Source organism: Chitinophaga tropicalis (assembly GCF_009758205.1).
GTDB lineage: Bacteria > Bacteroidota > Bacteroidia > Chitinophagales > Chitinophagaceae > Chitinophaga > Chitinophaga tropicalis.
In genome coordinates this window covers 353,710-379,193 of the sequence record NZ_WRXN01000004.1, presented here as the reverse complement: position 1 = coordinate 379,193, position 25,484 = coordinate 353,710, and the positions used below count along the sequence as shown (strand labels likewise).

At 46.1% G+C, this 25,484-nt stretch carries 16 protein-coding genes; 7 read left to right on the top strand and 9 right to left on the bottom strand.

Annotated features, from left to right (window positions below; all coding sequences use genetic code 11):
* Positions 1-10: 10 nt before the first annotated feature.
* The 3 genes from GO493_RS11910 to GO493_RS11900 all read right to left on the bottom strand — a co-directional run bounded on the left by GO493_RS11910 (position 11) and on the right by GO493_RS11900 (position 7,659).
* Positions 11-1,576, bottom strand: coding sequence for a RagB/SusD family nutrient uptake outer membrane protein (locus GO493_RS11910; RefSeq protein WP_157306383.1), 1,566 nt, complete (start codon positions 1,574-1,576; stop codon positions 11-13).
* An 11-nt stretch (positions 1,577-1,587) separates the two neighbouring features.
* A complete protein-coding gene (locus tag GO493_RS11905; protein WP_157306382.1) occupies positions 1,588-4,701 on the bottom strand; it encodes a SusC/RagA family TonB-linked outer membrane protein in 3,114 nt (1,037 codons plus the stop codon).
* A gap of 105 nt (positions 4,702-4,806) precedes the next feature.
* A complete protein-coding gene (locus tag GO493_RS11900; RefSeq protein WP_157306381.1) occupies positions 4,807-7,659 on the bottom strand; it encodes a TIM-barrel domain-containing protein in 2,853 nt (950 codons plus the stop codon).
* Positions 7,660-7,945: 286 nt separating this feature from the next.
* Here GO493_RS11900 and GO493_RS11895 point away from each other — a divergent pair, with 286 nt between their 5' ends.
* The 4 genes from GO493_RS11895 to GO493_RS11880 are packed head-to-tail and all read left to right on the top strand — an operon-like array spanning position 7,946 to position 12,906.
* Positions 7,946-8,887 carry a FecR family protein gene (locus tag GO493_RS11895; RefSeq protein ID WP_157306380.1) on the top strand — a complete coding sequence of 314 codons (942 nt, stop codon included), beginning with the start codon at positions 7,946-7,948 and terminating at the stop codon, positions 8,885-8,887.
* 2 nt (positions 8,888-8,889) lie between these two features.
* The gene (locus GO493_RS11890; RefSeq protein ID WP_157306379.1) at positions 8,890-11,472 is read left to right on the top strand and encodes a TonB-dependent receptor; all 2,583 of its coding nucleotides are present in this window, start codon (positions 8,890-8,892) and stop codon (positions 11,470-11,472) included.
* A 10-nt stretch (positions 11,473-11,482) separates the two neighbouring features.
* Positions 11,483-12,403, top strand: coding sequence for a DUF4249 family protein (locus GO493_RS11885; RefSeq protein ID WP_157306378.1), 921 nt, complete (start codon positions 11,483-11,485; stop codon positions 12,401-12,403).
* Positions 12,404-12,405: 2 nt separating this feature from the next.
* Positions 12,406-12,906: an RNA polymerase sigma-70 factor gene (locus tag GO493_RS11880; RefSeq protein ID WP_157306377.1), complete on the top strand. Its 501-nt coding sequence runs from the start codon at positions 12,406-12,408 to the stop codon at positions 12,904-12,906.
* A gap of 113 nt (positions 12,907-13,019) precedes the next feature.
* On the opposite strand, the gene GO493_RS11875 is transcribed toward GO493_RS11880, so the two are convergent.
* Positions 13,020-13,718 (bottom strand): DsbA family oxidoreductase, encoded by a 699-nt coding sequence (locus GO493_RS11875; RefSeq protein WP_232538818.1) that lies wholly within the window; start codon positions 13,716-13,718, stop codon positions 13,020-13,022.
* Between the two features lie 100 nt (positions 13,719-13,818).
* Here GO493_RS11875 and GO493_RS11870 point away from each other — a divergent pair, with 100 nt between their 5' ends.
* The gene (locus GO493_RS11870) at positions 13,819-14,226 is read left to right on the top strand and encodes a winged helix-turn-helix transcriptional regulator (protein WP_157306376.1); all 408 of its coding nucleotides are present in this window, start codon (positions 13,819-13,821) and stop codon (positions 14,224-14,226) included.
* 101 nt (positions 14,227-14,327) lie between these two features.
* On the opposite strand, the gene GO493_RS11865 is transcribed toward GO493_RS11870, so the two are convergent.
* The 5 genes from GO493_RS11865 to GO493_RS11845 all read right to left on the bottom strand — a co-directional run bounded on the left by GO493_RS11865 (position 14,328) and on the right by GO493_RS11845 (position 22,347).
* On the bottom strand, positions 14,328-15,617 hold the full coding sequence (locus tag GO493_RS11865; protein ID WP_157306375.1) for an acetyl-CoA hydrolase/transferase family protein: 1,290 nt from the start codon (positions 15,615-15,617) through the stop codon (positions 14,328-14,330).
* 310 nt (positions 15,618-15,927) lie between these two features.
* Positions 15,928-16,749, bottom strand: coding sequence for an MBL fold metallo-hydrolase (locus GO493_RS11860; RefSeq protein ID WP_157306374.1), 822 nt, complete (start codon positions 16,747-16,749; stop codon positions 15,928-15,930).
* Between the two features lie 156 nt (positions 16,750-16,905).
* The gene (locus GO493_RS11855; protein ID WP_157306373.1) at positions 16,906-17,835 is read right to left on the bottom strand and encodes a hypothetical protein; all 930 of its coding nucleotides are present in this window, start codon (positions 17,833-17,835) and stop codon (positions 16,906-16,908) included.
* Positions 17,836-18,479: 644 nt separating this feature from the next.
* Positions 18,480-19,928 carry a M61 family metallopeptidase gene (locus GO493_RS11850; protein ID WP_157306372.1) on the bottom strand — a complete coding sequence of 483 codons (1,449 nt, stop codon included), beginning with the start codon at positions 19,926-19,928 and terminating at the stop codon, positions 18,480-18,482.
* A gap of 4 nt (positions 19,929-19,932) precedes the next feature.
* Positions 19,933-22,347 carry a glycoside hydrolase family 127 protein gene (locus GO493_RS11845; RefSeq protein ID WP_157306371.1) on the bottom strand — a complete coding sequence of 805 codons (2,415 nt, stop codon included), beginning with the start codon at positions 22,345-22,347 and terminating at the stop codon, positions 19,933-19,935.
* 86 nt (positions 22,348-22,433) lie between these two features.
* On the opposite strand from GO493_RS11845, the gene GO493_RS11840 reads away from it, so the two are divergent.
* Complete coding sequence (locus GO493_RS11840) at positions 22,434-23,066, top strand: pseudouridine synthase (protein ID WP_157306370.1); 633 nt, start codon at positions 22,434-22,436, stop codon at positions 23,064-23,066.
* A gap of 76 nt (positions 23,067-23,142) precedes the next feature.
* On the top strand, positions 23,143-25,461 hold the full coding sequence (locus tag GO493_RS11835; RefSeq protein ID WP_157306369.1) for a family 20 glycosylhydrolase: 2,319 nt from the start codon (positions 23,143-23,145) through the stop codon (positions 25,459-25,461).
* The last annotated feature ends 23 nt before the right edge of the window (positions 25,462-25,484 follow it).

Here is a 25,484-nt window from a genome sequence, read left to right as displayed (position 1 = left end):
TGTGGAATGATTAATTAGACCAACCGGTATTTTGTTTATACACACCGTTAGACAAACTGATCTCCTGTTCAGGAATCTTGAACAGCCCCTGTGTTTCCGTACGGAAAGTTACATTGAACTGGGCGTCGCTGCTGCTGTTATCTATAGCTGCTTTAGCCACATCTGTTCCCTGGCGGAGCAGGTCCCAGTAGCGTTGTCCTTCCAGTGCAAATTCCAGTCTGCGTTCTTCCATGATCAGGTTTTTACCGGCAGCGTCGCCAGTCAGTGTTTTCCGGTGGGTCGTATTACCATAGGCCCTGTCGCGTATCTGGTCATAATAACCCTGCGCTTTGCCCAGGTCCACGTCCAGGTTGAGTTCTGCTGCCATCAGCAGCACATCTGCATAACGGATCACTACATCATCATAGTAGTTATCTATCTGGAAGTTACCACCCATTTCTTCAGCATTACCTGCCGTCATAGGAGTGTATTTCTTCCAGAAATAACCGGTGTATTGTGCCTGGTCGCCCAGTGAATAAGCCGTCAGTCCTTCACCATCAATAGAGATCGCTGTGCTGGTACGACGGCTATCGCTGCTTTCATAGGCATTCCACAGTTTGGTATTCACAGTGCCAGCGCCCCATCCTTTATAGTAAGGGCCCAGTACCTGGTTGCGGATAGCAATATCTACCTGCATACGGTTACCGTTGTGCTGGTCCCAGTTGCCCAGGCCTTTATATGTGAATTTAATAGACCAGATGGTTTCTTTATTGTCTTCACCAACAAAGGAAGTACCGGCAGATTGCCAGAGGTTGGGGAATGATGCTACCAGTCCGTAACCAGCGGTATTGATAATGTTTTCCAGGTAAGTAATGGCCTGTGTTTTGGAAACAACACCTGCCAGGTCGGTCTGTTTGTAGTAACCGGTATAGTAGAGGTATACACGGCCTATCAGCGCCTCAGCTGCCCATTTGGTAACACGGCCATAGTCAGCTGTGGATATGCCAGCATAAGGAGTAGAAGGCAGTGTGTTAGCTGCATATACCAGGTCTTCAGCTATCTGTTTGTATACTTCTGCAGGATCAGCCTGTGGTATGTTATATTCGCTTACGGTCAGCGGTTTGGTGGTCAATGGCACATGCCCGAACATACGCACAAGGTCAAAGTAGAAATACGCACGCAGGAAACGCGCTTCCGCAGTATACTGTGATTTCAGCGTAGTATCAGCGCCCCAGTTCACGCCTTCCAGTTTGGAAAGAACTACGTTGGCCCTGTAAATACCGGTATAGTATTTCTGCCAGATGCCCAGGTTCATATTGGCCGCTTCCTGGAAACGGTCCCACTGTTTCCAGGTAAGGTCGGAAGTACCGCCACCGCCAAAACAGTTGTCGCTGGCCAGCTCAGATACAAGATGTATGTTGTCATAATCTCCGATGTTCAGCTGGTTATATACAGCTACCAGCGCCTGTAATGCCTGCTTCGGTGTCTGGTAGAAATCTACTTCTGTGATCTCATCTACCGGCGAACGTTCCAGGAAATTTTTGCTGCACGCCGCGAAGAGTGCTATAGCTATGATTGAAACGAATATCTTTTTCATCTGTGGAAATTTTAGAATTTTACATTCAGGCCTACCATCACTGTTTTAGGTTGAGGATATGTACCCACGTCTATACCGGATGCCCATCCCGCAGGACCGTAACCCACTTCAGGATCTACTCCTTTATAACTGGTGAATGTGAACAGGTTGGTAGCAGAGACATATAATCTCAGCTGCTGTAAAGGGATCTGCCCCAGCAGTCTCTTGAAATCATAACCCAGGTTCAGGCTCTTTACGCGCAGGAAAGAAGCACTATGAATATACAGGTCAGATGAGCGGATCCAGTTCTGATTCAGCTCAGCGTTGTCTGTTATACGTGGCAGCCTGTTGGAAGTGCCTTCACCTGTCCAGCGGCCCAGGATCTCTGTTGTATAGTTGCTGGTAGGACGGGAGTAGTCATGCGTACCATCCCAGATCTGGTTACCGTAGCTGCCATACAGCGCAACAGCAAAATCAAATCCTTTATAACCCAGGTTCAGGTTCAGACCATAAGTGAACTTAGGATAAGGATTGCCTATCTGTCCCTGGTCCTTACTGTCTATCACGCCATCTCCGTTTATATCCTTGAAACGTACATCACCAGGCTGCGCATTAGGCTGCAGCATCGCACCGTTCTTAGATACATAGCTGGTCACTTCCTGTGTATTCTGGAAAATGCCCGCTGTCGTATAACCGTAGAAGTAACCCATAGGATGACCTACCTGTGCACGGTAGAATTCCGGCATGCTGGCAAAAGTTACACCTGTCTGGCCGTTAATGATACCTTCCTTGTTGGGGATAGCCGTTATTTCATTACGGTTCAGGCCCATGTTAGCGTTCACGCCAAAGCTCAGGTCATGGAATGTATGATTGTATCCCAGTGAAATTTCCACACCCTGGTTGCGTACGTTACCACCATTGATGTAAGTCGTGGCAGCGCCGGAAACGGCAGGTATATTTACCGGCACCAGCCAGTCTTTCGTTGTTTTACGGTATACATCTACTGTAAGGGAGAAATCCTTGAACAGGTGCGCATCAAAACCAATGTTGGCCTGCTCTGAAGTTTCCCACTTCAGGTCTGGGTTAGATATCTTGATCGGAGCAGAGCCTATCAGCGGCTGATCTCCCGATCCGAAGTAATAACCCAGGTATTGTGAAGAGATGGTAGAAAGGTACTGGTAGTAAGGAACAGGCAGGTTACCGTTCTGTCCCCATCCTGCACGGATCTTCAGGAAATCCAGCCAGTTCAGGTCTACAAATGGCTCGTTGGTAAGTACCCATCCGGCAGAGAAAGAAGGGAAATAACCTCTTCTGTTGTTGGCGCCGAAACGGGAAGATGCATCAGATCTCAATACCGCCGTAAACATGTATTTATCTGCATAAGAATAGCTGAGACGTCCAAAATAAGATACCAGCGCTGCAGAGCTGTCTGTACCAAAGATACGTTGTGTACTGTCTGTAGTACCGTTATCTATCACTGCGTTGTCCAGGCCTTCTTTTATCAGGTCCTGCTTGTAGCCGTACAGGCTGGAGGCTTCTGTCAGGTTGCTGTTCATACCTAACAGCACACCTATGTTATGTTTACCGAACTCTCTCTGGTAGTTGATGGTATTATCCCAGTTCCAGTTCACGGTACGGTAACGCCCTTCAGTTGCCCTTGAGTGTTCATTGGTAGTATTGGTAGACAGCTCATATACCGGCAGATAGCTCCTTGAATTGGAATACTGCAGGTCAACACCGAAGTCGCTGCGTAATGTCAATCCCTTGATAGGAGATACCTGCAGGTAAGCATCACCGAAAATACGGTCCGTCTTGTTCTTGTTCTGGTTCTGGTAATACATGGCGGCTACAGGGTTCACCTCTTCGGGGATGAAGGTAGACCTTGCAAAATTCCCGCTCGTGTCATATACCGGGAACAGCGGGCTCACATTAAAAACACCGCGCATGGTATTGCTGTAAATGTTGCCAACAGCTACACCTCTCTTATTAGATTGAGCATAGGTGAGGTTCTGCCCGAACACGATAATGTCTTTATACATTTTGTGCTCAGTATTGATACGGAAAGATATCCTCTCATATTTGGACTGATCTTTAAACCCTATAACACCATCCTGTGCAGTATAAGAAAGAGAGGAAGAGAACACAGACCTGTCGTTACCGCCGGAAAGGCTGAGCGTATGGTTCTGCATAGGCGCTCTCTTGTTGTACATAGCTTCCTGCCAGTCAGTACCCTTCCCCAGTTTGTTCAGCTCATCTACAGTGAAATAAGCGGGATTACCGGAGTTGATAGCCATTTCATTCATGATCACACCATAGTCATGTGCATTCAGCAACGCTACTTTATGAGAAGGATTCTGTACGCCATAGTACATGTCATAACCAATCCTCATATTGCCCGCACGGCCTTTCCTGGTAGTTACCAGCACAACACCGTTAGCTGCCCTTGAACCGTAGATAGCTGCGGATGCTGCATCTTTCAGCACGTCTATAGCAGAGATATCGCTGGCGTTCAGATAGCTGATGTCATTGGTAGGCACACCATCCACAATATACAGTGGGTCTGCATTACCTACAGTGCTTGTACCTCGGATACGCACTTTCATGGACTCGCCCGGCTGGGCAGAGTTGGCGCTGATCTGCACACCGGGTGTCTGCCCCTGCAATGCCTGGTCAATACGCAATGCATGGTTCTGTTCCAGCTGTTGTGTATTCACGTGATCAATAGCGCCGGTCACCAGCTTTTTCTTTTCTGTGCCATAACCCACTACTACGATCTCATCCAGTCCTGTAGCGCCTTCAGAAAGAGTAATGTTCATGGTGGTCCGTCCCTTTACAGCTATCACCTGGCGGGCATAACCTACCAGCGTTACTTCCAGGGAATCACTGTCGCTTACCTGTAGACTAAAGCTACCGGTACCATCGGTGATAGCGCCGCTGTTAGTGCCTTTGATACGGACGCTGGCCCCTGGCAGCGGACTATTGTCTTTACCTGTGGTTACCTTGCCCGATAAGGCATGCTTGGCTGATTGTGCTACTACAGCATTGCCGGGTAACAGCATTGCTATCAGCAGCAGGCTGCTTAATCCGCATGATACCGGGATCATGCATGCAGTCACAAAATCTCTGATTTTGTAAGCAGTTTTCATAATGTTAGAATGTTAGTTACGGGATGTTTTTTGCTTGATGGTTGAAGCGTGAACTCAGTGGCATGGATGCCCATGCCACTGTCTCAAAACGTGTTAAATGACGAATTAATTTTTAAGTGATATAGTTTGTTCTTGTCCATTGTATTTGATCATGGTCCCCTTGCTGCTGTCCGGATCTGTTGCTACCGGAGCTGATTTCTCCACCGTAATGATACGGAATGCTCTGTCCTGCAACATCCCGGGGAAGCTGCCTTCCCGTTTGCCTATTGTAAGTGTTTTGCTTGCCTCGCTATAATTAAAGGAAATTGTGCTGTACTGTCCTTTCTCATAGTTGTAGTTCACCCCTTCATCTTCATAGAGCGTAAACTGACCATTGCTACCTGTATATACGTACAGTGTAATGGTATCAGCTTTTTTCTCTGCTGTATATTGTAATGCCGGCCCGAAAGGAATAATACTGCCTGCTTTTACATACAACGGTATTCTGCCCAGAGGTGCATCTGCCGTGATATATTTACCACCCTCAGTATATTTCCCATCGTAAAGATCATACCAGCCTGTATTGGCAGGAAGATACAAACGACGGCTGCGCGCCTTATAAGTATACACCGGGTTTACCAGCAGGGCAGGACCGAACATGAACTGATCTCCGATATGCTGTACAGCAGTATCCTTGTCAAAATCCATGATCAGCCCGCGCATCGGCGTATAACCATTATGGTACGTCTGTCCTGCCAGCGAATAAATATAGGGCATCAGTCGGTAACGCAGTTTGTCATAATATACCATTGACTTAAATTCCTCACTGTTGTCCGGTGCAATGTTGAACGGCTCGCGGTAAGGATATTGCCCATGTGAACGGAACAACGGACAGAAAGCGCCATACTGGAACCAGCGGGTGTTCAGCTCTCTCCATTCCTGCAGGTTCGCACCCTGCGGATCAGGCTTGTCATATTTATCTTCCACATAGAACCCGCCGATGTCTGTTGTCCAGTAAGGCATGCCTGACAGGCCGAAATTCAGCCCCGCCGGTATCTGCCTTGCCAGCTCGTCGAAGCGGGAGGCAATATCCCCGCTCCAGGTAGCAGCAGCATAACGCTGCATGCCTGCATATGCAGAACGGGTAAGAATGAATACGCGCTGATCGGGCTTTTCTTCCCTTTGCCCTTCGTAAATGCCTTTTGCATTCAGCAGCGCGTAAGTATTGAAATATTGTGTAGATGGGCCCAGTGCAGTGGGGTTCATCAGTTGTTTGCGATAGTCGATCGTAGCATTTGAAAGCACATCCGGCTCAGTAGCGTCCAGCCACCATGCATCCACTCCCTTGCTGAACAGATGCTGACTCAGCAGCTGCCAGAATAGCTTACGCGCACCGGGATTGAAAGCATCATAGAATGTAGATACATATCCTTTGCCTATCCAGTCTTTTATGCCGTCATTGATACTCTGTTTGTACAGCCAGTTTTTTTCATCGAACAGGTTGTAGTTATGTATGCCTTTATAGAACTTAGGCCATGCAGAAATCATAAAGTGTGCATGATAGATATTATGCAGGGAGTCTATCATGCCTTTTGCATCCGGAAAACGCGCAGGGTCAAAATCCTGGCTGCCCCATTCGTCTTCTTTCCAGTAAGACCAGTCCATTACTATATTATCAATAGGGATCTTCCTTTTACGGAATTCCTGCATGGTGCTGATCACGTCCCGCTGGGTTTTATACCGTTCACGGCTTTGCCAGTATCCCAGTGCCCATTTGGGGATAATGGTAGCCTTGCCGGTGATGGTGCGGTAGCCGTTTATCACCTCATCCATCTGGTTGCCATACACAAAATAGTAGTCTATCTTTTCTCCCGCCTCAGAGGTGAACGCTGTTTTATCCTTTAAAGTTGCCGGGGTAGGAGAAAGGTGTCTCACAGAAATAAATGCCTGGTCTGATTCCGGGATCCATTCCATTTTGAGCTTATACTTCTTTCCTTTTTCCAGCTGATGTCTGAAAATTGAAGGGCCAGGGTTCCAGCCCTCCCTCCATTTGTCCAGTTTTAATTCGTCATTGATCCAGATCCTGATGTATCCTGAAGATGTTAAGTAGAATTTTTCCTCTCCGCCTGTTGCAGAAGCTATATTACCTTCCCAGGTGATGATACCTTTTTCCATCGGGTAGCCGGCCGGCATTCTTTTCAGGTCCGGCAGGAAGGTGTAGTCTATCTTTGTTACCCGCTGTTGGGTAAAAACAGTTCCTGGTTTATTCCTGAGCGCATAGGTAGCTGTAAGGGCACCCTCTTTACCATCTTTATCCGTCAGCTGCAGGCTGCCCAGTTCCTCATAAGGTCTGTCATCGCCAAAACGGGTAATGGAATAATTGTCCCACAGTATACCATAATGTTTGCTGGAAACCAGGAAGGGTATTACAGCAACAGAGTTGTACTGGGTAAGGTCAACATCCTGGTTTTTGTAGTTCATTAATCCCGTCTGATGCTGGCCTAATCCATAAAGGGCCTCTTCTGCGGGCGACTCAAACACCTGTTGTAACCTGTACAGCGGTTTGTTGTCTATAAGGGTCTGGGTAAATGTCTTACCTCCGCCTTTTTTCTCCTGTAATACTATATTACCATTTAGGTCCCGGAAAACCACTTCTCCGGTAGTGAGATTCACTGATGCTGTTAAAGCATTGGTTTTCAGTGTAACCTGATCTTCTTTCTCTTCCGTCGTCCATTTTACACCGGGATCGCCAGTAACGACGGCCATAAGACTGGGTGTTCCGGAAATAGAATCCGCCGGACTGGCAGTTACCCGGATAATTTTGTCAGTGATCACCTGCAGTTTTACCTGTTTAACGCCCCCGGCCACAGGTTTGTCAAGGCGTACCAGCAAGCCGTCTTTCAGCCTTTCTATTTGTCCTGCGTAGCAGAACTGCATCCAGAGTGTAAATACTGCGATCGGGAAGAGTCTTTTCTTCATATCCATGGAATGGGTCTTAATTACTTGTTGGCAGTCTGTGTTTATTATATAGCTTTTGTCAAAATTCAATCTAACGTGTGGCGACAAAAGTAACTGTCACATCCAAAAGTGAGGGGACGGGAATGTTTTAGATTAGGGGTTCAAATGTTAACCGGAAGGGTAATTTCAGTGGGTACATCCATATAAATAGGGGGGCGTTTTGTTAAATCCTTCTTTTTTTCAGAAAAATTTCCCTAACCAATAGGGATTTTCTGTCAGGGAACAGACTATTAAGAAAAGACCACTCATGAACATACCAGACGATGACTGCCTGGCTAGGTACCACGCCGGCGAAGCAACCGCCGGAGAGCAGGAAAAGGTGGCCGCATGGCTGAAACAGGACCCGGAAAATGCCCGGAAAATGGGATTGTTACAGGAAGACCTGGAATTTATCACCTCACATTATAAAGAAGACGCCTTTAATGTAGATACCGCATGGCAGAACTTTGCTGATTCTCATATGGTTAACCCCCGCTACCGCTGGAAACAACTCTACCGTTATGGCGCCGCCGCTGCCGTAGTCCTGTTAGCCGGAGCAGCCATATGGGGATATATAGGGCAAGAGAAATCCCCCGAATGGGTATCTGTAAGGACCGGCGAAAATGAACAGCGCAAAATAGTATTACCCGATAGCAGTATTGTTACCCTGGCTCCATCAACTATGATATCATATTCGACTGACAGACAGATCAGACTGGATGGAAAAGCATTCTTTGAAGTTAGCCATGAAGAACACCGGCCTTTCTTCGTGTCAACCCAACAACTTGAAGTAACTGTACTGGGTACTTCCTTCCTGGTAGATGAACAGGATGACAGTGCCAAAGTGATTGTCAGCAGCGGTAAGGTCAGGGTAAAAGAAAATAAAGGGGGGGACAATGTTATACTTACAGCCGGAAACGAGGCTACTTACAGGTCCGCTCCCGGCACCCTGCTGAAGTCGGAAACGACGGATGCCAACTGGCTGTCCTGGCAAACAGGCGTCCTGATGTTTAAAAACACTCCTGTCAGGGAAGTGCTGGCAAAGCTGGGAGAACGCTATCATGTACGCCTGCGCATAAAAGATGTGCCTCCGGAAATTGTAAGTAAATGGGCTGTAAGCGCAGAATTTGGACAGATTTCCCTTGATCAGGCCATTAAAACACTCGAAGATATCCTGGGGGTAAAACTGGAAAAACAGAGAATTAAGTAACTATGCCGCAATTCAACAAAATATTTATCCTGGTATCCCTGTATTTCTGTGCTGTGTTGAAGGTGTACGGGCAGCAGCCTGTCCTGGAAAGGAGGATCACATTGAATGTTTCCAACGAAAGCCCGGATGCCATATTCGATAAGATCAGCTCCGCTGAAAAGATCACATTTGCCTACGAGGTCTCTGGGCTGCATGCACTCCCACCTTTCAGCGCAAACTGGAAAGATGAGAAGCTGTCCGTATGCCTTACACAATTACTACATGGCAGCAGACTTACATTCAGCGCCAATGGGAATACGATTATTATTAAAAAGAAATTTATAGCAGAGAGCTACACGCTCAGCGGTACTGTCAGGGACAGCGCCAATGGAGAACTGCTGATAGGGGTAACAGTGTTATTGAAAGATACCCAGGCCGGTACGCGCAGCAATGCCTATGGTTACTACTCCCTCAGCCCCGGCCCCGGCCGGCAGCATATCTGGATCAGCTGTATCGGCTACGAAAGCCTGGATACACTGATAAATGTCAAAGCCAACCAGGTCATGAATATTTACCTGACACCCCGTTCCACTGGCCTGGGCCAGGTCATTATTACCGGTTATGATGGGGGTAAGGCTAAACAACAGGCAGTAGGCGCCCATTCCCTCAATGCCAGGGAGATAAATGCCATTCCCGCTCTGCTGGGAGAAGCAGATGTAATGAAGGCCATGCAGCAGCTGCCGGGAGTCCAACCCTCCGTAGATGGATTAAGTGGCTTGCACGTCAGAGGGGGAGGAGAAGGTCAGAACCTCATCCTGCTGGACGAAGCGCCCATCTATAATGCTGCTCATGCCGCCGGGTTCTTCTCCATTTTTAATCCCGATGTGGTAAAGAATGCAGACATATATATGGGCAGTATCCCTGCCCGTTACGGTGACCGCCTCTCTTCTGTTGTCGATATCCGGCTGAAAGAAGGCAATACGGAAAGAACGGCAGTAACAGGTAGCATTGGTACTACTTCCAGCCGCCTCATGGTAGAAGGCCCTCTGAAAAATGACAAAGGCTCCTGGCTGGTAGCAGGGCGTTACAGTTATGCCGGGGCTACTTTGAATGCCTTGCATTATGGGCTGAATAAAATGAGTTTCTTGCGTAATTTTAATAGTTATCACAGAGGAAATCGTATATCTTTCTTTGATCTGAATGTAAAAGGTAACTATCACCTTTCGGCAAAAGACAGGTTATACCTTTCCGTTTATACCGGGAATGATGATTTCTACGCGCCGGATATCAGTAAGGCCGTCCGGGAAAGCTGGGGTAATACCACCGCTACACTTCGCTGGAACCATATATTTAATGCACGCCTGTTCTCCAATACTTCTTTCATTTATAGCCGGTATCATTATAACAGTGATCTGCTGAACACATCTTCCGGCTACTCCTGGAGCTCCGGTTTCAGGAAGATGGATCTCCGCCAGCACTATGACTATTATGTCAATAACAATCATCATCTGGAGTTCGGCTTCAATGTTGGCTATCAGCGTATTCAGACAGGTATATTACGGCAATCCTCAGATACCTTTTCGCTTGCTACCAGACCTGTGCTGGAACCTGCCTTATACATTTCTGATTCCTGGTCTTCCCACAGGTTCAGTATAGACTATGGCTTCCGTCTGAGCTTTTCTTATAATATTAAGGGAGATACCGGATATCACTGGAAAAACAGAGGTGGAGAAGAATCTCACATGTATGGAGGGATAGAGCCCCGTATTGCCGTAGGATATAAGATCACATCGCATATGTCCCTGAAGCTGGCCTATGCACATACACGCCAGCATATGCGCCTGTTATCCAACAGCCTGCTGAGCTGGCCTTCAGCCATCTGGTATCCTTCCGGTAAAGACCTGCCTGTGCAATCTGCCGATATCTATTCCGGAGGTTTTTATTGGTCCATCGCCGGAGATCAATTACAACTTGCCGTTGATGCCTACTATAAAAACCTGTATAATCAGGCTGAATATCACGATAACGCTAATCTTTCATCAAGTACAAACGTAATTTCCGAACTATACCTGGGGCCTGGAAGAGCCAGAGGACTGGAAGCCATGATCAAGAAGGAAAAAGGCCGGTTATCTGGTTGGATCAGTTACGCATGGTCGCAAACAATGTTAAAAATGGATGAAATTAACGAGGGAAGATGGTATGCAACACAGTATGACCGCCCTCATCGCATCAGCAGTTATATCGGTTATAAATTGAGTGAAAGGATCTCTGTATCCGCGAGCTTCAATTATGCTACCGGCTCCAGGATAACCGTGCCTGCCGGACAGTTTCTGTATAATGGTTCACTTTATAACTACTACAATCTGCGTAACAGTTATAAGCTGAAAGATTTCCACCGGTTGGATCTTTCCCTGACGGTTAAAGGTAAACCACACCGTCACTGGCAAGGAGAGTGGAACGTATCTATATACAATGCCTACAACCGGAAAAACATTACCAGTATTGTGTTCACTCCCGGTGGTGAAAATGGTAGTACCTCTCCAACGGTATACGAACTATATATCTTTAACCTGATTCCGTCTGTTAGTTATAATTTTAAATTCTGATTATATACTTATGAAATTTTGGCCTATAGTATTTCTATTACTGATAGTAGCATGCAGAGAAAAAACTGATTTTCAATTTCCCGGAGACAGGGGATTTGCCATCGAAGGATTGCTGACGAACAAGGATACTACTCAATGGGTAAGAATTACAGAAGTTTCCGGCAACCTGTATAATGATGGTATCACTGGTATTCATCCTGAGAGGGTGGTTAAAGGAGTAGCTAATGCAAGGGTCTATATCATTGAATCAGATATTAGAGGTGAGATCAGTATTATTAATTTACATCTGGATAGTTCCAGGTATGACACAAGACCTGGAGTGGGAGGGAGAGATACCGTTTACTTTGGGTATTATATAGTCGAACATTTTAAAGGAACACCGGGAAGAACTTATACTTTAACGATAGATATAGACTCAACATGGGCAGGCCCAGCTTCTTTTACTGCCTCAGAAGTGCTGAAGGAGGCGCCGGAAATAGATAGTATTACCGGCAGATATGCAACTGTTTTTCAGGATAACGCCTGGAACTATTATTTTCATCCCCGGGTGTATTTCCGGGACATCCCCTGGCAGAAAGACTATTACATGCTCAGAAATGAAGATGAAGAAGATCAGCTTCTTGTGGTTGACGATAGTTATGCCGCAAGTGGACGGGCCTTTTCTCCTGAACTGCCATCAAACAAACGTGTTGGTACCAGCAATTCCGTAAATGTTACCGTTTCCATTTACAATATTTCGAAAGGTGCATTCACCTTTCACAAAGCCATTGCTGACCAGCAACAATCGGATGGTGGTGTATTCCGCCCTCTGTCTTATTTACCTGCAGGGAATATAACAGAAAGAAATGAAGAGAGAGGCATAAAAAGATTGGGATATTTTATGGTAGCAGGTGTTAAGACTATAACCCGTCGTGTTGTTGTAAATAATTAAGTATGTCCGGAAGCTGGAAATCACCTGAAGAATTTGAAGCCTTATTCAGAAAACATTACAGGTATCTATGTATAGTTGCACTACGCATCACAAAAAATGAAGAAGATGCCAGGGATATTGTACAGTATGCTTTCTCAGACATATGGTTAAAACGTGACACGCTGAATATTATTGGCGATATAGGAGCATATCTCTACAGGATAGTAAAAAATAAAAGTCTTGATATGGTCAATACACGGAAGATCATCCCGGTTGAATTAACTCCTTCTATCGAAGATACCACTGCCGATGAAGTGTATGATGAAGTGATCCATAACCAGCGCATTGCTGCTCTGTGGGAACGTATTGACACCCTGCCGGCTATGTGCAGGAAGATCTTTGTGATGTGTAAAATAGAAGGGAGGAAGTACCAGGAAATTGCAGACCAGCTGGGTATTTCTGTAAAGACAGTGGGAAATCACATGGGAAAGGCATGGAAAGCAGTAAGAGAAGGATATTGGTAAATCCTTATCAGATGATCTTACTTTTATTTATCTCTTCTTAAAAACAAGCACCTCTTAAATCTTAAAAAAGAATGGTTTTGCTGAAGGCAAAACCATTCTTTTTTAAAGCAGTTTTAACTACACTCCCCATCAGGCGTACATACCTGCCCATTCAACGCATCTCCCTGCCATTCTTCAACAGACTTTGTCAGCGCCTGCAGGAAAGCTTCAGACGGCTGCGCGCCAGATACGCCATACTTCCTGTCAAACACAAAGAACGGAACTCCCCTTATACCCAGGGCCTCAGCTTCATTAATATCTTTTCTTACCTCAGTAGCAAACTGGTTGCCTGCCAGCATCTGCCGTACAGGTTCTTCTTCCAGTCCTATTTCTTTTGCAAGTTCTGCCAGGGTCGCATGATCGCTCATATCTTTTCCTTCTGTGAAATAAGCCCTGAACAGTCTTTCTTCTGCTTCATCTCCCAATTGATGCTGTTTGGCATATTGTATCAGGCGATGGGCATCAAAAGAATTAGCCACTACTGCTTTATCCAGGTTATAGGTCAACCCCAGCTGAGCAGCGGAAGCGCTTACCTGGCGGTTCATTTCCTCCGCTTGCTGATAAGGAATGCCTTTACGTTTAGACAGATAGCTGTATAAATTATCCCCATGACCTGACTGTATTGTAGGGTCCAGCTGGAAACTATGCCATTCCACTTCTACATTCTCCGCTCCCGGAAATTGCTCTATAGCTGCTTCAAACCTGCGTTTACCTATATAACAGAACGGACACATGATATCCGACCATATCTCAACTTTCATTTTACCGGACATGACTGTAATATTTAATGTTGCAAATTACAGAAACTTGCTTTACTTTTGAAAGTACTATCCCTGAGGAAAGTACTTTCTCTGGGGAAACCAAGGTTAAATTATGAACAGTAAGATCAAGCCGGAAGAAAGAAATGCAGCTGCTTGTGCGGCGCATATGAGGGCTATTCATGATACCCTCGATCTCCTTAACGGGAAATGGAAGATAGCTATTCTTGGCTCACTCAGTTTTGGTAATAAACGGTTTATGGAACTGCAGCGTGAGGTAGAAGGAATAGGGTCAAAAATGCTCTCAAAAGAATTGCGGGAACTGGAGATCAACGACCTGGTGAAAAGAACGGTCTATGATACCAAACCTGTTACTGTAGAGTATGAAATGACGGAGTATGGCAAAACGCTGGACCCTATTATCTGTGAAATGGCTAGTTGGGGGCGTAACCATCGTAAGAAGATCATGCATTCTGTAGAAACAAATGAACAGGGTGTTGTCAGCCATAGCTCTTCAGAATAATCTTTTAGCTACGCGCGGCGCAAAAAATACTCTCGAAAAAGTTGCTTTCGCCTTTGGCGAAAGCAACTTTTTCGGGCAATTTCCTCCCTTAGAAAAATCACTTACTCCCTGCCCTTTATAAAACGTTCATAAAACGCCCTGTCCAATATTTCCCTATGGTCAGGGTGTGCTATCTGCATCAACGCTTTTGCTCTTTGTTTAAGGCTCTTGCCAAACAGGTTCACGCTGCCATATTCCGTGATCACCCAGTGCACATGTCCGCGGGTAGTAACCACACCTGCACCCTCTTTAAGAAAAGGTACTATCCTGGAAATACCTTTATTGGTAACAGAAGGGAGCGCAATAATAGGTTTGCCGCCTTCAGAAAGGGATGCTCCCCGCATAAAATCCATTTGTCCGCCTATGCCTGAATACTGGTAAGTGCCAATAGAATCAGAACATACCTGCCCGGTAAGATCTATTTCAATGGCGCTGTTAATAGCAGTTGCTTTAGAATTCTGCCTGATCACGCTTGTATCATTCACATATGCTATATCCATTACCCTCAGGGCCGGGTTATCATTTACGAAATCATACAGCTTACGCGTACCTACCATAAATGCCGTTACCGAGCGACCAACATTCACTTTTTTTCGGCTATTATTGATCACCCCTTTTTCTATGAGTGGTATCACACCGTCAGACAGCATTTCCGTATGTAATCCAAGGTTTTTGTGATTGGTCAGGTTTTTCAGCACCTGGTCGGGAATAGTACCGATGCCCAGCTGCAAAGCGGCGCCATCTTCCACCAGTTCAGCCACATTACGTCCTATCTGCACTGTTACATCTGTTACCTGCGATCCGTAATTCACTTCAGGCAACGCCTGTTCCTGCCATACGGCAGCGTGAAATTTGGAAACATGTATAAATCCTTCTCCATGAGTACGGGGCATTAACGGGTTGACCTGTGCTATTACATATTTAGCCACTTCCACGGCAGCCCTCGCTATGTCTACAGATGTACCGAGAGAGCAGTAGCCGTGTGCATCCGGCGGAGATACCTGTATCATAGCCACATCCGGTGGCAGGATGTTCTGACGGAACAGCTGTGGTATCTGGCTGAGGAAAATAGGTACATAATCACCATGATCACTATTGGCAACAGCTCTTGTAGCTGTGGAGACGAAAAGGGAATTGAAATAAAAGCTTTTCCGGTAAACAGGATTATTGAAGTCTACCTCTCCCAGCGTTGTGATACTGACCAGCTCTACATTCCGCAGCTCTGCATGCCTGGCTTGCAGAGCCTTTACAAGATGTATGGGAGTGGCGGCACTACCATGTATAAATACACGATTACCTGATTCTACGCATTTAACGGCTTCTTCTGCTGGGATATATTGAGTGTTCAGCATATAATGTTTTTTATATGTTGCAAAATTATCGTGCCGGAGAAAAGCGGGGTATGATGAAGATCATTCAAAAAGGTAGTAGCGGTCAGTTCCAGGTATCTCCTTTTTGCTTTTAAAGCCGCGCAGCGCAAAAAACACCCTTAAAATTTTATTTTTAAAGCCGCACTCCAACACAAAACGCCCTCAAAAATTTTATTCTTTAAAACCGTGCGCAGCACAAAAAACACCCTCAAAAAAATTGCTTTTGCTTTCGGCAAAAGCAATTTTTTTGAGCAATTCCCTACTCACTATCATAAAAAGTATCTGATCATTCTCAAAAACAAAGCTGCCCCTGCGTATAAACCTCTTTTTTCAAACTAACATCATCCGCACGCCTGATCTGGAACACAGCCGTTTCATTAAACCTCGAAGCTACAATGATTTCCGTCTGCCCGGCATGCTGTCTGAACAGCTCCTGCACCATATCAGGATCATTATTATCTTTTGACAGATGGGAGAGCAGCAGATGGCTCATAAACGCCGGCTTATGGGTCCTAAACAATTCCAGCGCCTGCCTGTTGGAAAGATGCCCTTTCCCGCCGCGTATCCTGTTTTTAAGATGCCAGGGATAACGTCCCCGTTCCAGCATCTGCTCATCATAATTAGTTTCCAGGAAAGCAGCATGACATTGCTGGAAATGTTTGATAAGATGTTCACAGGGAATTCCTATATCTGTAAATACACCTATTTTGATATCATTACAGGATAACAGGAAGCTATGTGGTTCTATGGCATCATGGAACTTGGGGAAAGCTGTCACGGAAATATTACCTATCTGTACAGGTATATAAGCCTCAAATGGCAATGCCGCATTTTCCTGTAAAGTAAGACCACCGCTTTTTAAGGTGCTTTCAGTAATATAAACGGGTAAACTGTATTTTTTTGAAAGGACTTCCAGACCTTTGATATGGTCTGTATGTTCATGTGAGATAAAAACAGCTTTCACTGTATGCATACTTAATCCCAGGCGCTTCATGCGGCGCTCTGTTTCCCTGCAGGAAAGACCCGCATCTACCAGCACGGCTTCCGTATCGTTCCCGATGTAGTAGCAATTCCCGTTACTGCCTGAGTTTAATGAAGTAATGTACAGTGACATAGCACTGCAAACTTAGTTAAAAAATCGTTGCCCGGATCGGTTGATTTATAATAAAGCTATTGCTGCTCAAGATGTCGTATATCTTCATGCGTCAATACATTTCTTTGAGCGTCCAGCGGTATCAGTGGATTGGTACCTGAATCCTGAGGGGGAGGCTTAATTCATGACGATGATAAACTGATAGGACTTTAGCACGCGGGATAACTCCGGCGCCATCAATACATGATAAATTACAGGATTTGCCGCAGGTAGTTTAGCAATGTTGCTTTTAATAAGGGTATCCTGATCCAATATGGGAGAGAAAGTATGGAACTCAAAGTCTATAGTAGTCCAATTGAGGGTAATTTGGTTCGAATCAACAAATAAACGGTAATTATTTGTCAGATCTTTCCAGCCACTATCCACAGGAGCATTTCCTGTAGTTATTGAATAATCTATAGTAGAAGGAGGCATACTTTGAAATATGGATGCGAGAGCGTTCTGCACAGCGTTTTTTTCTCCTCCTTCATCATTGAATCCCAGTGTATATTGTAGAGAGGGAATTGGATCCGCCAGCTTATAGGTCAGATAGGTGCTTACATAGGATTGTTTAAGCCCTCCGTAGCTGGGAATTTCCTGGTGTTGGTATGTCCAGTAAGCGGTTTCCGGAAGAGGTTGAAAGGTGAAAGAATCGCGTGTTTTCAGCTTTAAAAGTGTCAGGAGCTCCGTGTCATCCTCGTGTATTTTTATCTGTGCCTTCGCTGCCGGAGACAATAAAGAGGGGTGTTTCACTAAAGAGTCTAAAAACAGTTGTAGGTTTTGGCGATGATCTGTCACCAGTTCGGGGGAGATCTCTAATACCAGGGAAGTATCCTGTTTTTTTAACGATACTTCAAATGCAGAGCCAAATTCCGGATTAGGGTCCGTTAAAGTGATAAGCCCTCTCCATTCAGCAATGACCCTGGCTGAATCTACATTCCCGGCATCCTGACGGAAGCTTAATGAGAACTTCGTCTTCGGAGTATTGCTTTCGGTAGATGAAGTACAAGCCACGAAGGCCTGTAGCAATATGAGTATATAGGTTGTTAGGACTGAAGATCTGATCATGTCAATTTTTTGGCAAATTTAAAAACAAAGCATTTTCATGTATATAGCTGAAAATAGTGATTTGGTGAGTTTATATTTTATCGTTTTGGGTACACCTGTTTAAAATCTTAGCCGGTCCCACACTACTTCATACTATCTTTTTTGTTTATTAGATTTAATTACCTTAGACTTGCAAACCGTTGGGGTCCCAATTTCTTTCTCTGACTTTTAACTCCTTCTTTTTTATTTAATCAATCTATTTTCTCTGCCATGAGGCGGAGAGGAGTAGTCATTCATTGTCAGAATTAACTTATGATGTAACAGGAGAGTTTATCAAAAAATAATAAATTTTAATCAGTCATACTTTTTTCATGTTTCTTAAAAAGAATTTATAAATAATCCAACTGATTAAAATGAAAGTCAATAACTGGATTAGTAATACCGGAAAGTAGGAGTTGGGTTCTGCATAACGATAAGTCAGACTGATAAAATTTACAGGGAGGGTTAGTAAGAGGCTATAAGTAACCCAATCTCTCCAAAAAAAGTCTTTAGGATATATCGATAAAATAGTAATTGTCCACTGATAGTACTATGTTCCACGTTTGTTACAAGCACTTTTCCCTTATTGACACTTATTGCACAACTATTGTATATCCCAAACCCTCCTAAAAAATACTCTCACAAATAGCCGTTTCTAGCTTTCCCGGCTTTGACACCCGCTTTATCTCAAAACCTTTATCCGCCACTAACCCCGCATAAGCTAGGTACTTGTTATAATCAATCGGCTTAACCGTAGACACATAACTGAATATTTCCTCCAGCGAGCCTCCGGCCACTTCCTCACACACGGCCCTGAACTCACTGCCTGTAAACCCTCTTCCTGCCTGCTGGTAATAGCGCTTATACAACAACTGCATCACGTCATCCAGGCTCTTTTTATTGTTTGTATTATGCCTGATCTGCAGATCCATCAGCAATGCTATGATAGGCCCTTTTTCATAGTAGGAAATGCTTTTGGCGCCACCCCCAAAAGGACCGTCTGACCATGTATTCCAGCTGGATTGTACGAGCGACTGATAAGCCTTCCCCGGCCTCCTCTCGTGTGCAACAATGTTATGCTTTAACTGCTGCAGGCATTCCTCAGAGGTACTCAACCCCGCCCTCCGTACTATAAGATATTCGTAATAAACAGTAAACCCTTCAGACATCCACAGCATTTCAGTCCTGCTGCCATTCTCATAATCGAACGGTCCCAGCTCAACAGGACGTATCCGCTTTACATTGTAATGGTGAAAATATTCATGCGCCAGGAAACTGTACATCTGTAACCTGCCGGTAGGATCTTCCAGGGCTTCGCCGGAGAAAGATACGGCAGTAGAGTTGAGATGCTCAATACCTCCCATACCCGGGCCTATGCTTAAGAACGTGTAATGTTTGTAGGGAATATCACCTATAATATTGACAGCGCTTTCCACTATCCTCTTCATATCACCGGTAAATTTCACCTTGTCAAATTCATCCAGGTTATACCCGGTAAAATAATGAGGTACACCGCGTACAGAAAAGGAGGGAAGCGTTTCCAGCTTCCCTGCCAGTATCGGGCTGTCATATAACTGATCAAAGTCTGCGGCCTGGAAGCTCCCGTCTGCCAGCGTATCCATTCCGCTGGCTATTTTATTCCACCCTGGAAAAGGCTTTACATGCACCGTCACTTTCCCTTCTGTATACATACACACGCCGGCGGGAGAGATGAACGCATGCGCACTATCCACATAGTTGCCTGCTACAAAGTTCCTGTCAGCCTTCACGTCGTAAGATATATGCACTGTACTTTTCCCTTTACAATCAACCACCCATGTATTCTTCTGTGCATGCCGCCAGCCGCCGCCACCTTCCACTTCAAAACCAGATACCTTCTCTGCATAATTCATGAACTGGTAATAACCGGGCGTCCATGTAGGCATCTTCAGCAAAAGCGAATCCTTTTTCAATCCGCTTACCTGCAGGTCAACATGTATATTTTTCTTGGCTGGTTCAACAGCCAGTTCATAATGCACCTGGGCTGTGGCAGCCTGGATAAAGCCGCATAGGAATAAGAGACAGTAACGCTTCATGTGTTTATTTTACGATCCATTCATGAATACCGGAAGCATTGGATACCGGCAGTTGTATCTCCAGTCGTAATGCTTTTGTTTTCACCGGTTCAAACTGTACGCTGTCGTATTTATCTTTTGAAACGGGATAAGGAGTTGTGTTTTTCACCGGCACCCACTGATCTCCCTGTTTGTACAATATCCTCCAGGAAGCCGGTATGCGGCAATCTCCAAACGGACTGTCATCATACCAGTATACCTGCGATGATGATACGCTGTATTCCTGGTCAAAATCATACTGTACCCACTCCAGGGTGTTATGCTTGGGCCACCAGTGAAGATATACGCCCGTATTATCGTTTGAGTTAGCTGGTTCATACTGGTCGTTCAACGCCATATACATCCTCCTGTTAGGAGTAGAAGCGCTGATCTTTGCTTTGGATGCGATGGTCGGTGCTGGCTTAGGCCTTGAAGCTGATGCTTCGTATGGTATCCATACTGTCATTTCACTTGGTCCGCGGTTAGCCCAGGCATAGTAGGGGATAGCGGTCACTTCCTGCGTTGTGTTTATCAGCTTATCGCTGTTCAGCTGCCTGCTGGAGGAAGTTCCCTGCATTTCCAGTACGGTCACGCCGTTCAGCATATCAGGTTTGTATACTGCATTCACCGCCGCATTTTTATTTACCACTATATTCTGCACAGTAGCATCCTTGTTATCCGGTCCTTCCAGGCAGTACATGATAGGCCCACGCTCCAGCGCAAAACGGTTTACATCGCTTTTTACTTCGCTGTTGGCAAGCACTTTCTGCACCTCCATTGGGAACTCAAAGCTGATCTTATCTCCCGCTTTCCAGGTCCGTTGTATCACCGCATAACCTTTCACTAACTGGTATTTCAACGGCTCACCGTTCAGCAGGATATTTATCTTCTTCTTCCCGCTGCTGTCTGCATCAAAGTACAGGTTGCCAGGTACCGGTTTACCTGCCGCCCATTCCGGTATACGGATATGCAACGCAAAGGCAGTAGCTTTTGCTGGTGTAACGGCAATGCTTACCTTTCCTTCCCACGGATAATTTGTCTGCTGTACTATCTGCACTTTTCCGGCTGGTAATGTGATGTTGGCCGTATTGCCGGCAAAGAGGTTCACATACAGGTCATTCTTATTCTGTGCATAAATGTATCCTGGCATAGAAGGCAGGAAGCGTGTCATATTGGAAATACAACAGGCGCAGCCGAACCATGCGCTACGCTGATGCTGACCCATAGATGCCAGCGGATTGGGATAGAAGAAACGGTCTCCGCTCAGAGACACTCCGCTCAGCAAACCGTTATATAAAGTACGCTCCAGTATATCTATGTACTTGGCATCTCCATGCAGGAGGAACATACGGCTGTTCCAGTATACATTGGCAATAGCGGCGCAGGTCTCTGCATAGGCTGACATATTAGGCAGTTCATATGGTTTACCGAAAGCCTCTCCATTCCCGGTAGCGCCAATACCACCGGTAACATATAGTTTCTTTTCCACCACGTCATGCCAGATATCATCTATAGCACGAAGGTATTGCTGATCGCCCGTCAGTGCAGCTACGTCAGCCATACCGGTATACATGTAGGTAGCGCGCACTGCATGCCCCACGGCCTCATGCTGGTCCACTACTTTTTTATAGGACTGGTTATATTCCCCACTGTGCTTTTTCCCCGGACCACGTACATCCAGGAAGAACTTGGCAAGGTCCAGGTATTCTTTCTTGCCGGTAACCCTGTACATCTTTGTCAGCCCGGTTTCCACTATCTGGTGACCAGGAAATCGCTCCTCTTTTCCAAACCCGAATGTCTTCACCAGCAGGTCTGCATTTTTAATAGCTATGTCCAGCAGGTTCCGCTTGCCGGTCGCCTGGTAATGCGCTACGGCCGCTTCAAACAGGTGACCGGAGTTATATAGCTCATGGCTCAGGTCTTCTTCTTCCTCCCAGCGCCTCGTACCTATCCACGGATGCGGATGTGAAGAGTTGACAGTCCTGAAAGTATACAGGTATCCATCCTTTTCCTGTGCCGCGCCAATGATAGATATCAGCGTGTCCAGGTAGTTTTCCAGCTCCGGGTTCTTTTTCACCTGCAGGCCATAGGAGGCGCCTTCTATCACTTTATACAGGTCTGTATCGTCAAAAGTATATTCCGTCATGGAATCGCCCGGAATAGTATGAGCCGCCCTTTTGAAGTTATCTATCCTGCCCGTCTTCCGGCATTGCTCCAGCGTATAAGGGATAGTAACATCCGCATTCACTCTGATCTTGGGTGCCCAGAAATTGTCTGTTACATTTACCTGGGTAAATGCTACAGGCTGTATGGGATAATCTTTTTTCAGCTGCGACTTTCCTGTCTGCCAGAGGCCTGCCAGTAGTACCAGGCCCAGCGCTTTTGTATGAAGTGGTTGCATATGGCTAAATTATTCATAGTTAATAAAAGAAATTAGAAAGATATTAATCAGATTTGCACATATCTTAGCAGATTCAATAGCAGTATATGAACGAAAGCGGCCACCGGTATTTTGTCATCAATAAACCATATGATATGGTCTCACAGTTTATCAGTCCTGATAAGGTGAATTTACTGGGAGACCTGGACTATAACTTCCCCGAAGGAACACATGCCGTTGGCCGGCTGGACAATCATTCCGAAGGCCTGCTTATCCTCACCACCAACAAGAAAGTTACAAAGCTGCTGTTTGAAAGCGAAACACCTCATAAACGTACTTATCTTGTACAGGTAAAGAACATCGTCAGCCAGGAAACGCTGGAACAGCTGCGTAACGGCGTATCTATCCGTATAAAAGGAGGGGTGGACTATATCACCTCCCCCTGTCATGTGGAACTGGTAGAAAAGCCTGCAAACCTCTTTCCCCGCGCTCATGAACTGAGACCTGACCTGGCTCACAGCTGGTTGCTCATTACGCTGACCGAAGGCAAATTCCGCCAGATCCGGAAGATGATGGCCGCCATCCGGCACCATTGCCACCGGCTCATCCGGGTGTCTATCGAAGACCTGGAACTGGGCAGCCTGCAACCGGGACAGGTCATGGAAATAGAGGAGACAGCTTTCTTCGAAAAACTGAAGATAACGTCCTGGCAGGAGCAAACGTCAATATTACTCCAGTAATGATCAATATGGCATCAGTTTACTGCTGATATTCGGGGTATTTTGCCCCTTCCTTATCATGCTTAAAGAATTTATTATGTTCAAATCATTCAGGCTTACCGGCGTATTGCTGCTCAGCGCATTGCTGGGTATCTCTACCGCCCGTGCGCAGGAAACAACATCTCCCCGTTACGGCATCATTCCCTATCCTCAGCAACTGGAAGCAAGGCAGGGTGAATTTGTCATCACCACCAAAACAAAGCTGGTACTGCAGGCTAATAAGAAGCTTTTTGCGAACGAAGTAACACAGTTACAGGCGCTCATCAGGCAGGGATTGGGGGCACAACTGGCTACCACCACCAACGCCGCTGCAGGCAGTATTGTTCTGAAACAGAATGAACAACTGGCGGGAGAGGAAGATTACACACTGGACATCACAGCAAAACAACTGGTTATCGCCGCTAAGACAGGTACCGGCGTTTTCCGTGCCATTCAGACCCTCCGTCAGCTCATGCCTTCTGCTATAGAAGGAGTAAAGAATGCAAAACTGGCTAAAATAGCGATACCTGCAGCAGCTATCTCCGACCACCCGGTATACGGCTGGCGCGGTATGCACCTGGACGTATCCCGTCACTTCTTCTCTGTAGATTACCTGAAGAAGTTCATTGACCTGCTGGCGCTTTACAAAATGAACAAGTTCCACCTGCACCTGACTGACGATCAGGGCTGGCGTATAGAAATAAAAAAATACCCCAAACTGACGGAAGAAGGGGCATGGCGCGAGTTCAACAACCAGGACTCTGTATGCATGAAAAAGGCCGCAGATAACCCTGATATGGAGATAGATAAATCCCATATCATCCGGCGCAACGGCAAAACCCTTTACGGAGGGTTTTATACACAGGAACAGATGAAAGATGTGATAGCCTACGCGGCTGCCCGCCATGTAGAGATCATCCCGGAAATTGATATGCCGGGCCACATGATGGCGGCTATCAAATCCTATCCCTATCTGAGTTGCGTGGGTGGCTCTACCTGGGGACCACTATTCACGACGCCTATCTGCCCCTGCAACGAAACCACTTACGAATTTGCAGAGAACGTATTCTCCGAAATAATTGCCCTTTTCCCTTCAAAATATATCCACCTGGGTGCAGATGAAGTAGAAAAGAGCACCTGGGCCAAAGCCCCTTCCTGCGATTCTGTAATGAAAGCCAACAATCTGAAAACAGTAGAAGAGCTGCAGAGCTATTTCGTAAAAAGAATGGAGAAATACTTCAACTCCAAAGGCAAAAAGCTCATTGGCTGGGACGAGATCCTGGAAGGCGGCATCAGTGAAACCGCTATCCTCATGTACTGGCGCAGCTGGGTACCTGACGCACCGGTGCACGCTGCTCAGCATGGTAACAAGGTGATCATGACACCGGGCAACCCGCTGTACTTCGACGGTATCCCTGACCGCAATTCCATTTCCAACGTATATCACTTTGAGCCGGTGCCCAAAGGGCTTACACCTGAACAGGCTAAGTTCATCATCGGCGCCCAGGCTAACATCTGGACAGAATATATCCCTTCAGAGAAACGGGCTGATTTCATGTACATGCCCCGTATGACCGCCCTGGCGGAAGTGCTGTGGACGCATAAAGAGAATTATGACGGTTACCTCGGCCGCTTAAGCACCCAGTACAAACGCCTGGATAAGCTGAACGTACATTACCGCCTGCCCGACCTGGATGGCTTCACTGACGATAACGTACTGGTGGGCAAAACGGTCCTGAAACTGGAAAAACCAGCTCCGGACATCACTATCCGCTATACTACAGATGGTACGCCTCCCTCAGCAACATCTGCTGAGCTGCCTGCTAATTATATCATTCCCGGCCCCGGAACTATCAAACTGGCATCTTTCAGCCCTTCCGGCAGCCGCAGCGATATCTATACCCTTAACTACCGCCAGCAGTCTTTCTTTAAGCCTGTTATCGTAGAAGGGCTGCAGCCGGGCCTGCAACTGGGTTACTATAATAGTTCTATTAAGAGCGTGACCAGGCTCACGGAAGCGGCAGATAGCACCGTTCTGATTCCCAACGTAGTGATACCCGAAGGAATGGGTAAAGGCGGCAAACCTTTTGGTGCTACCCTGAAAGGATATATAGATGTACCGGAGACAGCTATCTACAGCTTTTTCCTTACTGCGGATGATGGTGCCAACCTTTATATAGAAAATGATAAGGTGATAGATAACGATGGATGGCATGCCCCTGTTCAGAAAAGCGGCCAGATAGCGCTGCAGAAAGGGTTACATCCCTTTGAAGTGAAATTTATTGAAGGTGGCGGCGGCTATACGCTGAAACTGGAATATCGGGTGAATGGAGGAAAGATACAGGCTATTCCTGATACCTGGTTCAAAAGGAAATAACAGATCGTTTGACCTGAGGTCAA